The organism is Erwinia sp. S38 (assembly GCF_016624545.1).
Lineage (GTDB): Bacteria > Pseudomonadota > Gammaproteobacteria > Enterobacterales > Enterobacteriaceae > Erwinia > Erwinia coffeiphila.
The window spans coordinates 78,467-90,889 of record NZ_JACVTS010000014.1 but is presented as its reverse complement, the minus strand read 5'-3'; the positions used below and the strand labels follow the sequence as shown (position 1 = coordinate 90,889).

The following is a 12,423-nucleotide window of genomic DNA, read 5'->3' as shown; positions in this document are numbered from 1 at the left end:
CAATCCGGACTTTTAAAAGTGGGGAACCAGGTTCGCCTTCTGGATGTTGCTCAGTGCGAACACTTCGTCGTTACCCTCAACGGCAACGGTTATCATTTCACCTTCGACAGATTTAATGATGCCCTGCCATTTGCGGCGGTTCTGTACCGCCATACGCAGAACCAGGCTGACTTCTTCACCAGTAAAACGTACGTAATGATCTGCGGTAAACATTGGACGGTCAAGACCAGGTGAAGAGACTTCAAGGTTGTATGGCACAGTAATCGGATCTTCAACGTCCATCACCGCGCTAACCTGGTGGCTCACATCAGCGCAATCATCAACATTGATGCCATCTTCACTATCAATATAGATGCGCAGGGTGGATGTGCGACCGCGTACAAACTCAATACCTACCAGTTCGTAGCCAAGCGCTTCTACCGGTGCTGAAATCAGCTCTGTTAATTTTTGCTCTAATGTGGACAATCCCACCCCCAAGACATAAAAAAAGGGCCTATAGCCCAGTGTTACTGTTTCCTGATAACAAAAAACCCCGAAAATTCGGGGCTTTATGCGACTGGACCCTGTATACCGCAATAGCTGCGGCTCGGCACAATCCAAAATCCAAAAGAATTTTTTTCAAAATTCGCTGTAAACGCGCCGTTCTGTGCATACAGTATATTTGAAAAAGAACTCTTAGGGAAAGTGGTTGCGGGGGCCGGATTTGAACCGACGACCTTCGGGTTATGAGCCCGACGAGCTACCAGGCTGCTCCACCCCGCGTCCGAATACTACGCAAAACTTGCACAAATTGCAAGCAAAACTGAGATTTGGTACCGAGGACGGGACTTGAACCCGTAAGCCCATGCGGGCACTACCACCTCAAGGTAGCGTGTCTACCAATTCCACCACCACGGCACTAAAGTTGCGATTTTTTTATTTCTATCGCGTCGAAATGTAACTCAGGTCTTACTGCGGGATATCACTGCCCGGCGCTGCCGGTTTAGCTGGCGCAGTCTGTTGAGACTGTGCTGGCTGAGTCAGATTTTCCCACTCGCTTCCTTTCTGAGTTTTGTTGCTATTAAGGTTACCCAGGATCAAGCTGATAATGAAGAACAGGGTTGCCAGCACTGCAGTCATACGGGTCATGAAGTTACCTGAACCGTTAGAACCAAACAGTGTACCAGAAGCGCCTGCACCAAATGATGCTCCCATATCAGCGCCTTTACCTTGCTGCAGCATGATCAGACCAACAAGGCCGATTGCCACAATAAGGAAAACTACTAAAAGAGCTTCGTACATAATCAACCTTCTTCCTTGCACGTTAGATGTGCATTAAAAGCTTCAAACCAGTTAAATCGATAGTGAACCACTACCCATCAGAAGCGGGTGTGAATACTAACCAAAGGCGCTCTTCCGTGCAAGGGCAATTTTACAACATCACACTGATTGCAGAAAAAAGCGGCAAAAGACCAATTTATGGAGAAAAAACACGCTATTCATCAATGATTTTTCACAAAAAAACGACCAGACAAAAAACAAAAAGAACGCCGTTTTGTACGATAGAACAAGACCTGAAACAGGGGCCGAAGTGAATGTCCGGCCCCGCTCCGGATTATACGGCTTTCACCGCATCGGCAATACGGTGGGCAAGTGCGGTAACCTGAGCTTCGTCCTCACCTTCCACCATTATACGGATCAACGGTTCGGTGCCGGATTTACGCAGCAGCACACGACCACGCCCTTTCAGCTCAGCTTCCACTTCACTGGTTACCGCTTTAACCTGTGCATCTTCCAGCGGATCGTTTTCGCCACTGAAGCGCACGTTAACCAGAATCTGTGGCAGCAGCTTCATTCCACTACACAGATCGTGCAAAGTCATATGATTGCGGACCATCGCAGTTAGTACTTGCAAACCTGCAACCACACCGTCGCCGGTGGTCGTCTTATCAAGCAGGATTACGTGGCCTGAATTCTCAGCGCCAAGACGCCAGCCTTTTTCCTTCAGCTTTTCCAGTACGTATCGGTCACCCACTTTCGCCCGGGCAAACGGGATACCAAGCTGTTTAAGCGCCAGCTCCAGGCCCATATTGCTCATCAGCGTACCGACAACACCACCGCGCAGTTGCCCCTGGCGTAAGCCCTCACGGGCGATGATATAGAGGATCTGATCGCCATCAACCTTCTGCCCAAGATGATCAACCATCATGATACGGTCGCCATCACCGTCGTAGGCCAGTCCCAGATCGGCTTTCTCAGCCAGTACACGCTCCTGTAACAGGCGCAGATCGGTTGCACCGCACTCTTTATTAATGTTCATCCCGTCAGGCTGCACGCCAATCGAGATGACGTCTGCACCCAGTTCACGCAGCACATTAGGCGCAATGTGATACGTCGCGCCGTTCGCGCAATCCACCACGATTTTTAATCCGTTAAGGCTTAACTCGCTCGGGAAGGTTCCTTTGCAAAACTCGATGTAGCGCCCGGCGGCATCAACAATACGGCTGGCGCGTCCCAGTTCGATAGATTCAACGCAGGTAATCGGCTTTTCCATCTCGGCTTCAATCGCCTCTTCCACTTCATCCGGCAGCTTGGTGCCCTCGGTGGAAAAGAACTTAATGCCGTTATCATCGAACGGATTATGAGAGGCAGAGATAACAATACCCGCTTCGGCACGGAATGCGCGTGTCAGGTAGGCCACCGCAGGCGTAGGCATTGGCCCGGTAAACGCGGCTGACAATCCGGCTGCGGCCAGACCCGCTTCCAGCGCAGATTCCAGCATATAGCCAGAGATACGCGTATCTTTCCCGATGATAATTTTCTTCGAACCGTGGCGTGCCAGCACCTTTCCGGCAGCCCAGCCAAGTTTCAGCACAAAATCAGGAGTGATGGGATATTCACCCACTTTGCCACGAATGCCATCGGTACCAAAATACTTGCGGTTGCTCATAACGTTATTCTTCCTTCGCTGACTGTGTCGCTTCGACGACGCGCATCGCCTCTACGGTTTCTTTTACATCGTGTACGCGCAAAATATGAGCCCCCTGCATAGCAGCAATCACCGCACAGGCGATGCTGCCGGTTAAACGCTGCCCGGGACCCACGTTCAGCAGCTGGCCAATCATACTTTTACGTGACATGCCGACTAATAGCGGCAGGCCAAAGTGATGATAGTCGGCCAGGTGCGCCAGAAGTTGATAATTATGGGAAAGATTCTTACCGAAACCAAAACCCGGGTCGAGCAGCAGCTGTGATTTTTTTATCCCTGCCGCTTCGCATCGGGCAATATGCTGAACGAAAAAGTCATCAACATCGCGCAGAATGTTCTGATAGTGCGGTGACTGCTGCATGGTTTTCGGTTCGCCCTGCATATGCATCAGGCATACCGGCAGCCCGGTTTCAGCGGCGGCTTCAAGCGCTCCCGGTTCCTGGAGTGAACGAATATCATTGATAATGTGCGCTCCCGCGCGGGCAGATTCGCGGATGACCTCGGGTTTAGAGGTATCCACCGATATCCACACCTCAAAACGCTGTGCAATCGCCTCTACCACAGAAATAACGCGCTCCAGCTCCTCTTCCACGCTGACGTCTTTGGCGCCGGGACGGGTCGACTCTCCGCCGACATCAATAATCGTGGCACCGGCGTTAATCATCTCGTTAGCGTGGGTCAGAGCATGGATCAGTTCGTTATGCTTTCCGCCATCTGAAAACGAATCGGGAGTGACGTTCAGGATACCCATCACATGCGGATGTGAGAGGTCGAGTACGGTATCTCTGGCGTACAGCTTCATAACAAACAGTCTCCAATAGTAGATATAAAAAAACCCCGACCATAGCCGGGGTTTGCATTATAACAGCATATTGACTGCAATCTGGCGGACTCCATCAGGTTTCCGCCACACCGCTATCACACGATTTTATCTGAACCTGGCATATCGTCGTTCGGGCGAGATGCCTGAGGCGCTGCTGTTTTCTCAATATTAACTGGCCCTTCCCAGCCCGCTGGCGGACGAACCTCACGACGCGCCATCAGATCGCTGATCTGAGGAGCATCAATGGTTTCATACTTCATCAGCGCATCTTTCATCGCATGAAGAATGTCCATATTTTCGTCCAGAATGCGGCGAGCACGAGCATAGTTAGTATCAATCAGTTTTTTAACTTCCTGATCGATGATACGTGCCGTTTCGTCGGACATATGCTTAGCCTTAGCCACTGAACGGCCGAGGAACACTTCACCTTCCTCTTCAGCATAAAGCAATGGACCCAGCTTTTCAGAGAAGCCCCACTGAGTAACCATGTTACGCGCAACGCTGGTCGCCATTTTGATATCAGACGACGCGCCGGTAGAAACATAATCCGAACCGTAGATGATCTCTTCAGCCAGACGTCCACCGTAGGCCACGGAAATTCGGCTTTCCAGCTTCTGACGATTGGCACTGATTTCGTCCCCTTCCGGCAGGAAGAAGGCTACGCCCAGCGCTCTGCCACGAGGAATGATGGTGACTTTGTGCACCGGGTCATAACCCGGAACCAGCGTACCCACAATGGCGTGCCCTGCTTCATGGTAAGCGGTTGATTCTTTTTGAGCTTCAGTCATCACCATGGAGCGACGTTCTGCACCCATCATGATTTTGTCTTTCGCTTTTTCGAATTCAACCATCGACACCACGCGCTTGTTACCACGGGCTGCAAACAGCGCCGCTTCGTTAACAAGGTTAGCCAGATCTGCACCGGAGAAGCCAGGGGTACCGCGGGCAATGATTGCCGCATCGATATCTGGTGCCAGCGGTACACGGCGCATGTGCACTTTCATGATCTGCTCACGACCACGAACATCCGGTAATCCAACGACAACCTGACGGTCGAAGCGACCCGGACGCAGCAGTGCAGGGTCAAGCACATCTGGACGGTTGGTAGCGGCAATAACAATGATGCCTTCGTTACCTTCAAAACCATCCATCTCAACCAGCATCTGGTTCAGCGTCTGTTCACGCTCATCGTGACCACCGCCCAGACCTGCACCGCGCTGACGACCTACCGCATCGATTTCATCGATGAAGATAATGCACGGCGCGGCTTTCTTAGCTTGTTCAAACATATCGCGTACGCGGGATGCACCCACACCAACGAACATTTCAACAAAGTCAGAGCCAGAGATGGTGAAGAAAGGCACTTTAGCTTCGCCTGCAATCGCTTTCGCCAGCAGGGTTTTACCGGTACCCGGAGGACCGACCATCAGTACGCCTTTCGGAATTTTACCGCCCAGCTTCTGGAAACGGCTAGGCTCGCGCAGGTATTCAACCAGCTCGCCCACTTCCTCTTTCGCTTCGTCGCAGCCTGCAACGTCAGCAAAGGTGGTTTTAATCTGATCTTCTGTCAGCATGCGGGCTTTGCTTTTGCCGAAGGACATCGCGCCCTTGCCGCCTCCGCCCTGCATCTGCCGCATAAAGAAGATCCAGACACCAATCAGTAACAGCATAGGGAACCATGAGATAAAGATCGAAGCCAACAGGCTTGGCTCTTCCGGTGGTTCACCGACTACTTTCACATTTTTAGTCAACAGGTTATCGAGTAACTTGGGATCGTTGACGGGAATGTAGGTCGTGTAGCGATTACTATCTTTTTTGGTTACGTTAATTTCACGCCCGTTAATACGTGCCTCGCGGACCTGATCCTGGTTCACTTCAGACAGGAAGGTTGAGTAATCAACCCTACGGCCATTCGACTCGCTGGGCCCAAAGCTCTGGAATACAGACATCAGCACAACTGCGATGACTAACCAGAGAATTAGGTTTTTCGCCATGTCACTCAAGGGATTAACCTCTTATTACAACTGTGTTAACAGACAGCGTAGGGTACTACATATCCTTCACACTTGGAATCGCTGCAAAACTGCGGCTAATCCGGCGATGATGGTTACAGTTTGCGCCCTGTCGCTACAATATACACTTCACGCGAACGAGAACGTGAAGCGTCCGGCTTACGAATTTTTACTTTCGTAAACAGGGAGCGAATTTCCCGCAGGTATTCTTCAAAACCATCTCCCTGAAACACCTTTACTAAAAAGCTGCCACCGGGTGCCAATACGTCACGACACATATCCAGGGCAAGCTCACATAAATACATCGACCGGGGAATATCAACAGCAGGCGTACCCGTCATGTTGGGTGCCATATCCGACATCACAACCTGAACTTTAGTCTCACCCACACGTTCCAGCAGAGTTTTCAGTACGCTTTCGTCACGAAAATCGCCCTGAAGAAAGTCGACGCCAACAATGGGGTCCATCGGTAGGATATCACAGGCAATAACACGACCTTTTGACCCAATCTGCGTTACCACATACTGTGACCAACCGCCCGGAGCCGCACCGAGGTCAACCACGGTCATACCGGGTTTGAAAAGTTTGTCACCCTGCTGTATTTCATCCAGTTTAAACCAGGCGCGCGAACGCAACCCTTTTTTCTGCGCCTGAAGCACATATTTATCGCTAAAGTGTTCCTGTAGCCAGCGGCTGGAACTGGCCGAACGCTTTTTACCAGTCATACAATTTCCAACTATGATTCATTGTTCGCGATAAATAACCGCACAAATCAGCGAAGCCGATTTGGTGATACACTCGAGATGGCGGTAGAATGACCCGTTTTCAATCCCAATGTAAGTAAAAAATACGATGAATCTGAGTACCAAACAAAAACAGCACCTGAAAGGTCTGGCCCATCCGCTGAAGCCAGTAGTCATGCTGGGCAACAACGGCTTGACCGAGGGAGTGCTGGCCGAGATCGAACATGCACTGGAGCACCATGAACTCATCAAGGTGAAAATCGCCACGGAAGACCGTGAGACGAAAACCCTGGTGGTTGAAGCTATCGTGCGCGAAACCGGTGCAGTTAATGTGCAGGTAATCGGCAAGACGCTGGTGCTGTACCGTCCAACGAAGGAACGCAAGATCTCCATTCCGCGCTGAGGGGGGGGCTGGTCAGCTGACCGGCCTTTCCGAACAAACTCAGGTCAGGAGAAAGTGCCACGCTCCTCATTCCGATAAAAGGCCGCAGTGCGGCCTTTTTCTTATCTTTACAAAACCCTCATCCATAATGAGGAAAGTCAATATCAGAGATACTGGACGTTTAACACTTCATATTCCACGTCGCCGCCCGGCGTTTTGATGATAGCAACATCATCAACAACCTTACCGACCAGGCCACGCGCCATCGGTGAATTGATCGAGATAAGATTTTGCTTAAAGTTAGCTTCGTCATCACCCACAATACGATAGGTAGACTCTTCATCACTATCCACATTTAACACGGTAACGGTGGCACCAAAAATCACCCGGCCGTTAGCGTTGCCAGCCATTTTTGTGACATCAATCACCTGGGCATTAGAAAGCTTTGATTCAATTTCCTGGATACGGCCCTCGCAGAATCCCTGCTCTTCGCGAGCAGCATGATATTCCGCATTTTCCTTCAGGTCACCGTGCTCCCGCGCTTCAGCAATTGAGGCAATAATCCTGGGGCGTTTTACCGTTTTGAGCTCTTCCAGCTCTTCGCGCAGTTTCTCTGCGCCTTTTAACGTCATCGGAATCTGATTCATCTCAATACCTCTTAAAATCTTTCCTGTTCAAAGTGTCGTCGTCCTGACGGATGGTATGCAGAAAAAGGCGTTCTGCGCCGCTTTCTACTGATTTAAAACAAAAGAAACCTGACCCGGAGTAAACTCCAGGTCAGGATCTATTTTTCAATTTGATACGTATTTTACCCCAGAGTTCCCTGGGGGTCATCGTTTACTTTCCACCGCAATGCACCGTAGTATGACAGCATCACCTGTCAGTTACCGCGAGATTATGCGATTTTCACGAATTGTTACCGGCCTTAGCTGCGCTTTTATGCTGCAGGCACAGGCAGCCCCCGTCGAAGACTACACCCAGTACCTTCCCGACGGCGCAAACCTGGCGCTCGTAGTGCAAAAAATTGGGGCGACAACGCCCTCTATTGATTATCACAGCCAGCAGATGGCGCTGCCTGCCAGCACAATGAAGGTGATTACAGCGCTGGCCGCTATGTTACAACTGGGCCCTGATTACCGCTTCAACACTCAGTTGGAAAGCAAGGGTAGCATTAGCGGCAATACGCTGCGCGGCGATTTGGTTGCCCGTTTCGGTGGTGACCCAGCGTTAACGCGCCAGGATCTCCGTAATATGGTCACGAACCTGAAAAAACAGGGTGTAGAACACATTGCCGGCAATCTGGTGATTGATACCTCGGTTTTTGCCAGCCACGATAAAGCCCCCGGCTGGCCGTGGAACGATATGACCCAGTGCTTCAGTGCACCGCCGGGTGCTGCAATCGTAGACCGTAACTGCTTCTCGGTTTCACTCTACAGCGCTCCGACCCCGGGGGAAAAAGCCTTTATTCGCGTGGCCTCCTGGTATCCAGTCAATATGTTCAGCGAAGTCAGAACGCTGGCCAGAGGATCGGCAGACGCGCAGTATTGTGAACTGGATGTCGTTCCGGGTGAACTGAATCGCTTTACGCTAACCGGCTGCCTTACCCAGCGTTCTGAGCCATTGCCGCTGGCTTTCGCTATCCAGGATGGTGCGAGCTACGCTGGTGCGATCCTGAAATCTGAACTGCAAAATGCGGGTATTGATTACAGTGGCCATCTGATACGCCAGACTCAGGTCACCCAGCCAGGAACCGTACTGGCACAAACTCAGTCGGCGCCGCTTCGCGACCTGCTGAAAATTATGCTGAAAAAGTCAGATAACATGATTGCGGATACCGTATTCCGTACGATTGGTCATGAACGCTTTAACGTCCCGGGTACCTGGCGCGCCGGCTCGGATGCAGTGCGCCAAATCCTGCGTCAGAAAGCCAATATCGATCTCGGCAACAGTATTCAGGTAGACGGCTCCGGGCTATCCCGCCACGATCTGATTTCTCCTGCAACCATGATGCAGGTACTGCAATATATCGCACAGAACGATCAGCAGCTCAATATCATCTCGATGCTGCCGCTGGCCGGTTATGATGGCACGCTGCGCTATCGCGGCGGGCTGCATGAAGCGGGCGTTGACGGCAAAGTCTCCGCCAAAACCGGTTCATTGCAGGGTGTGTATAACCTGGCCGGATTTATGACCACCGCCAGCGGGCAACGTGTGGCCTTTGTACAGTTCCTCTCCGGTTATGCCGTGCCGCCGGAAGATCAACGCCAGCGCCGCATTCCGCTGGTTCGCTTTGAAAGTCGTCTGTATAAGGACGTTTACCGGAATAATTAATCATTGAAAATATTAATTGTTGAGGACGATGAACTGCTACAAAAAGGCCTGACTCTGGCCATGACCGGAGAAGGTTACGCTGTGGACTGTGCGGCAAATGCGACCCAGGCGGTCGCATTCCTGCGCAGCGGCCAGTACAGCCTGATCGTGTTGGATCTCGGTTTGCCCGATCGTGACGGTACCGAACTGCTGCGTCAGTGGCGTAAAGAACAGAACGATTTGCCGGTGCTGATCCTGACGGCACGTGACGCGCTGGAAGATCGAGTTGAAGGGCTGGATGCCGGTGCTGACGACTATCTGGTGAAGCCGTTTGCACTGGCTGAACTGAAAGCCCGCGTTCGGGCGCTGATTCGCCGCTATCAGGGCCACAGCGATAATCTGCTGGAGCGCGGCGACATTACGCTAAATCTCACATCTCAGCAGGTGGCCGTCGAGAATCTCCCCGTTGAAGTCACGCCAAAGGAGTTCGCCCTGTTGACTCGCCTGCTGATGCGCCTGGGCCAGACGGTTCATCGCGAAACGCTACAGCAGGATCTCTACAGCTGGCAGGATGACACCAGTTCGAACACACTTGAAGTACATATCCATAATCTTCGACGCAAACTTGGCAAAGATCGCATCAAAACCGTTCGCGGCGTCGGTTATCGTTTGGAAGAGCGCGAATGAACAGCATGCGTCGGCGTTTATTGATTATGCTGGCGCTAATTCTGCTGAGCTGTCAGCTGATGAGTGCATTTTGGCTGTGGCATGAAAGCCGGGAGCAAATCAGTTTTCTGGTAAATGAAACGCTAACTAATCATGCTCGCAATGAGCATGTCGAAAATGAGATCCGCGAAGCCATTGCCTCGCTGCTGCTGCCGTCCCTGGTGATGGTGTGCTTTACCCTTCTGCTCTCCTTCTGGGCAATCAGCTGGATAATTCGACCTCTGCGCTCGCTGCAAAGCAGCCTGGCCTCACGCTCTGCGGACAACCTGACCCCCTTGCCGCTGCATTCGGATATGGATGAAATTGTGGCGGTTACCGGCGCACTGAATCAGCTATTGGCGCGCCTGGACCATACACTGCAGCAGGAGCGGCTGTTTACGGCAGATGCGGCTCATGAATTACGTACCCCGCTGGCTGGCTTGCGGCTGCACCTGGAGCTGTTGGAGCAGGACGGCAACCCGTTGGGTACGATGCTGGTCGCACGGGTCGATCAGCTGATGCATGTTATCGAGCAGCTGCTGATGCTGTCGCGAGCCGGACAAATGATGGTAAGTGGTCACTACCAGACTCTAAGCTGGCAAGAAGTGATTCAGCCACTGCGTCAGGAGATGGAAGAGATGCTGGCGCTTAACCAGCAACGACTTGTTGTTGACGATACCAGCGACGGCAGCCGCGTGCAGGGTGATGCCGTACTGCTGCGCCTGATGCTACGTAATCTGTTGGAGAACGCTTCGCGCTACAGCCCACAGGGCAGCATTATCATGTTGATAGTCACATCCAGCGAAAGCGGTAGCATAGTGACCGTGCGTGATGAAGGCCCTGGCATTGATGCCAGCGAGGTTCAGGAAGTGGTGAAAGCGTTCCGCCGAATGGATCAGCGGTTTGGCGGCAGCGGCCTGGGTCTGAATATCGTTCAGCGCATAGTACAACTCCACCACGGCCAGCTAAGCCTGACTAATCGCACCGATCGTAGCGGGCTTGATGCCCAATGCAGGTTCCCGCAGCAGCTCAACTGAGCCAGCAATTCTTACAGAACATTCTGGAATTTCAATTAGCAACGCTAACCCGTTAAAAGTCGATCACCTGTAATTACCCTGTCAGATCAACGAAAAACCGCTGAAAATAGTGTAAAAAGCGACTATTCCCTCACGAGTACGAGCCTAATAAATCAATTTACCTTTATTGACACTTAGAAGCATTCAACGTAGCTTACTGGCCCTGAAAGCAAATGATAATAATTCTTACTTAGTTTATCCTTTAAATAAGGACGTAGAATGGAATTGTTAACCTCAGAAAGCACGCTGCAATTTGCCGCAGATGCTGCCGCCAGTGGCTTTTTCTTTATGTCTCCCTGGCGCAGTCTCGCAGCGAAAGGTTGCTTTACCACTATCAATACGCCGGCATATGAAGGTGAGATGCTGGCGGGTCGTTTTCAACACGATATCCGGCATCATCTGTCAGAAGCAAAACGTCAGGGAATACGTCATCCGGTCGTTGTGGGGGCAATCCCTTTTGATGTCCGCCAGCCTTCAGCTCTGTTTATCCCTGAAACCAGCCACTTTTTTGACCGCAGCAGCTTTCAGCGGCAGGTACAGACTCACGGCTCATCACATAACGACATTCTGCGGCGTACTGCACTACCTGAGCAGCCTGAATTTATGCGAATGGTCAGCGAAGCTATTACGGCCACGGCTTCCTCGCAGCTGGATAAGGTCGTGCTCTCGCGCCTGATGGACATCGTCACGGAAAAACCGGTCGACATGACTGGCCTGATGCAACAGCTCATCGCGCAAAACCCCACTAGCTACAATTTTCACGTACCGCTTGCGCAAGGTGGGTCGCTGCTGGGAGCCAGCCCGGAACTGCTGCTGCGCATGCACGATCGCCGCTACTACACCCACCCGCTGGCGGGCTCGGCAAAGCGGGACAGCGACTGCGAACGGGATCGCGCGGCCGGTCAGCAACTGATGAAGTCGCAAAAAGACCGCTATGAACATCAGCTGGTGATCGATGCTCTGCGTCATGTGCTGCAATCGCGCAGCAAGCGCCTCGCCATCCCTGCGGAACCGGAGCTGCTGACCACCGGCACGCTTTGGCATCTCGGTACCCCGATAGAGGGTGAAGTCAATCATGCGGCGGAAAACGCGCTTTCGCTGGCCTGCCTGCTGCATCCAACTCCGGCGCTGAGCGGATATCCTCATGCCAGCGCGATGCAGATGATCGCCAAACTTGAACCCTTCGAGCGTGATTTGTTCGGCGGCATTGTCGGCTGGTGCGATGAACATGGCAACGGCGAGTGGGTGGTCACTATCCGCTGCGGGAAAGTTGCCGGAAACCGGGTTCGTCTGTTTGCCGGGGCGGGAATTGTTCCCGACTCAACGCCTGAATCCGAATGGCGTGAGACCGGCGTCAAACTGAATACCATGCTGCGTGCATTTGGCCTCAATTAAAGGTAAATC

General features: G+C 52.1%; 13 protein-coding genes and 2 tRNA genes. 6 read left to right on the top strand and 9 right to left on the bottom strand.

The window, feature by feature from the left end:
• Nucleotides 1-12 precede the first annotated feature (12 nt).
• The 4 genes from rimP to secG form a co-directional block, all read right to left on the bottom strand.
• Nucleotides 13-465 carry a ribosome maturation factor RimP gene (gene rimP, locus IBT46_RS16510; RefSeq protein WP_146114134.1) on the bottom strand — a complete coding sequence of 151 codons (453 nt, stop codon included), beginning with the start codon at nucleotides 463-465 and terminating at the stop codon, nucleotides 13-15.
• A 220-nt stretch (nucleotides 466-685) separates the two neighbouring features.
• Nucleotides 686-762 (bottom strand) — tRNA-Met (locus IBT46_RS16505).
• A 48-nt stretch (nucleotides 763-810) separates the two neighbouring features.
• Nucleotides 811-897 (bottom strand) — tRNA-Leu (locus IBT46_RS16500).
• 51 nt (nucleotides 898-948) lie between these two features.
• Nucleotides 949-1,281, bottom strand: a complete 333-nt coding sequence (secG, locus tag IBT46_RS16495; protein WP_105592949.1) for a preprotein translocase subunit SecG — start codon at nucleotides 1,279-1,281, stop codon at nucleotides 949-951.
• An 89-nt stretch (nucleotides 1,282-1,370) separates the two neighbouring features.
• On the opposite strand from secG, the gene IBT46_RS16490 reads away from it, so the two are divergent.
• Nucleotides 1,371-1,574, top strand: coding sequence for a hypothetical protein (locus IBT46_RS16490; RefSeq protein WP_200546558.1), 204 nt, complete (start codon nucleotides 1,371-1,373; stop codon nucleotides 1,572-1,574).
• Between the two features lie 20 nt (nucleotides 1,575-1,594).
• On the opposite strand, the gene glmM is transcribed toward IBT46_RS16490, so the two are convergent.
• The 4 genes from glmM to rlmE form a co-directional block, all read right to left on the bottom strand.
• Complete coding sequence (gene glmM, locus IBT46_RS16485; RefSeq protein ID WP_200546557.1) at nucleotides 1,595-2,929, bottom strand: phosphoglucosamine mutase; 1,335 nt, start codon at nucleotides 2,927-2,929, stop codon at nucleotides 1,595-1,597.
• Nucleotides 2,930-2,933: 4 nt separating this feature from the next.
• The gene (folP, locus tag IBT46_RS16480) at nucleotides 2,934-3,770 is read right to left on the bottom strand and encodes a dihydropteroate synthase (RefSeq protein WP_200546556.1); all 837 of its coding nucleotides are present in this window, start codon (nucleotides 3,768-3,770) and stop codon (nucleotides 2,934-2,936) included.
• 116 nt (nucleotides 3,771-3,886) lie between these two features.
• Entirely contained in the window at nucleotides 3,887-5,785 is a 1,899-nt protein-coding gene (ftsH, locus tag IBT46_RS16475; protein WP_234480164.1) for an ATP-dependent zinc metalloprotease FtsH, read from the bottom strand.
• Nucleotides 5,786-5,898: 113 nt separating this feature from the next.
• Nucleotides 5,899-6,528, bottom strand: coding sequence for a 23S rRNA (uridine(2552)-2'-O)-methyltransferase RlmE (rlmE, locus tag IBT46_RS16470; RefSeq protein ID WP_105592943.1), 630 nt, complete (start codon nucleotides 6,526-6,528; stop codon nucleotides 5,899-5,901).
• A 127-nt stretch (nucleotides 6,529-6,655) separates the two neighbouring features.
• Here rlmE and yhbY point away from each other — a divergent pair, with 127 nt between their 5' ends.
• Entirely contained in the window at nucleotides 6,656-6,949 is a 294-nt protein-coding gene (gene yhbY / locus IBT46_RS16465; protein WP_105592942.1) for a ribosome assembly RNA-binding protein YhbY, read from the top strand.
• A gap of 143 nt (nucleotides 6,950-7,092) precedes the next feature.
• Here the strand turns inward: yhbY and greA are convergent, their stop codons facing one another.
• On the bottom strand, nucleotides 7,093-7,575 hold the full coding sequence (gene greA / locus IBT46_RS16460) for a transcription elongation factor GreA (protein WP_200546554.1): 483 nt from the start codon (nucleotides 7,573-7,575) through the stop codon (nucleotides 7,093-7,095).
• A gap of 250 nt (nucleotides 7,576-7,825) precedes the next feature.
• Between greA and dacB the strand changes: the two genes are divergently transcribed.
• The 4 genes from dacB (at nucleotide 7,826) to IBT46_RS16440 (ending at nucleotide 12,414) form a co-directional block, all read left to right on the top strand.
• Nucleotides 7,826-9,259 (top strand): serine-type D-Ala-D-Ala carboxypeptidase, encoded by a 1,434-nt coding sequence (dacB, locus tag IBT46_RS16455; RefSeq protein WP_200546592.1) that lies wholly within the window; start codon nucleotides 7,826-7,828, stop codon nucleotides 9,257-9,259.
• A gap of 3 nt (nucleotides 9,260-9,262) precedes the next feature.
• Entirely contained in the window at nucleotides 9,263-9,925 is a 663-nt protein-coding gene (gene pmrA / locus IBT46_RS16450; protein ID WP_105592939.1) for a two-component system response regulator PmrA, read from the top strand.
• Nucleotides 9,922-10,980, top strand: coding sequence for a two-component system sensor histidine kinase PmrB (gene pmrB / locus IBT46_RS16445; protein WP_200546553.1), 1,059 nt, complete (start codon nucleotides 9,922-9,924; stop codon nucleotides 10,978-10,980). Before pmrA ends, pmrB begins: the two co-directional genes overlap by 4 nt.
• Nucleotides 10,981-11,238: 258 nt before the next feature.
• On the top strand, nucleotides 11,239-12,414 hold the full coding sequence (locus IBT46_RS16440) for an isochorismate synthase (protein WP_200546552.1): 1,176 nt from the start codon (nucleotides 11,239-11,241) through the stop codon (nucleotides 12,412-12,414).
• Nucleotides 12,415-12,423 lie beyond the last annotated feature (9 nt).

Bases quoted from the DNA above. Each gene is read 5' to 3' on its own strand.
- dacB (WP_200546592.1), top strand. From the start codon at position 7,826: ATGCGATTTTCACGAATTGTTACCGGCCTTAGCTGCGCTTTTATGCTG.
- yhbY (WP_105592942.1), top strand. From the start codon at position 6,656: ATGAATCTGAGTACCAAACAAAAACAGCACCTGAAAGGTCTGGCCCAT.
- greA (WP_200546554.1), bottom strand. From the start codon at position 7,575: ATGAATCAGATTCCGATGACGTTAAAAGGCGCAGAGAAACTGCGCGAA.
- rlmE (WP_105592943.1), bottom strand. From the start codon at position 6,528: ATGACTGGTAAAAAGCGTTCGGCCAGTTCCAGCCGCTGGCTACAGGAA.
- pmrB (WP_200546553.1), top strand. From the start codon at position 9,922: ATGAACAGCATGCGTCGGCGTTTATTGATTATGCTGGCGCTAATTCTG.
- ftsH (WP_234480164.1), bottom strand. From the start codon at position 5,785: ATGGCGAAAAACCTAATTCTCTGGTTAGTCATCGCAGTTGTGCTGATG.
- folP (WP_200546556.1), bottom strand. From the start codon at position 3,770: ATGAAGCTGTACGCCAGAGATACCGTACTCGACCTCTCACATCCGCAT.
- glmM (WP_200546557.1), bottom strand. From the start codon at position 2,929: ATGAGCAACCGCAAGTATTTTGGTACCGATGGCATTCGTGGCAAAGTG.
- IBT46_RS16440 (WP_200546552.1), top strand. From the start codon at position 11,239: ATGGAATTGTTAACCTCAGAAAGCACGCTGCAATTTGCCGCAGATGCT.
- secG (WP_105592949.1), bottom strand. From the start codon at position 1,281: ATGTACGAAGCTCTTTTAGTAGTTTTCCTTATTGTGGCAATCGGCCTT.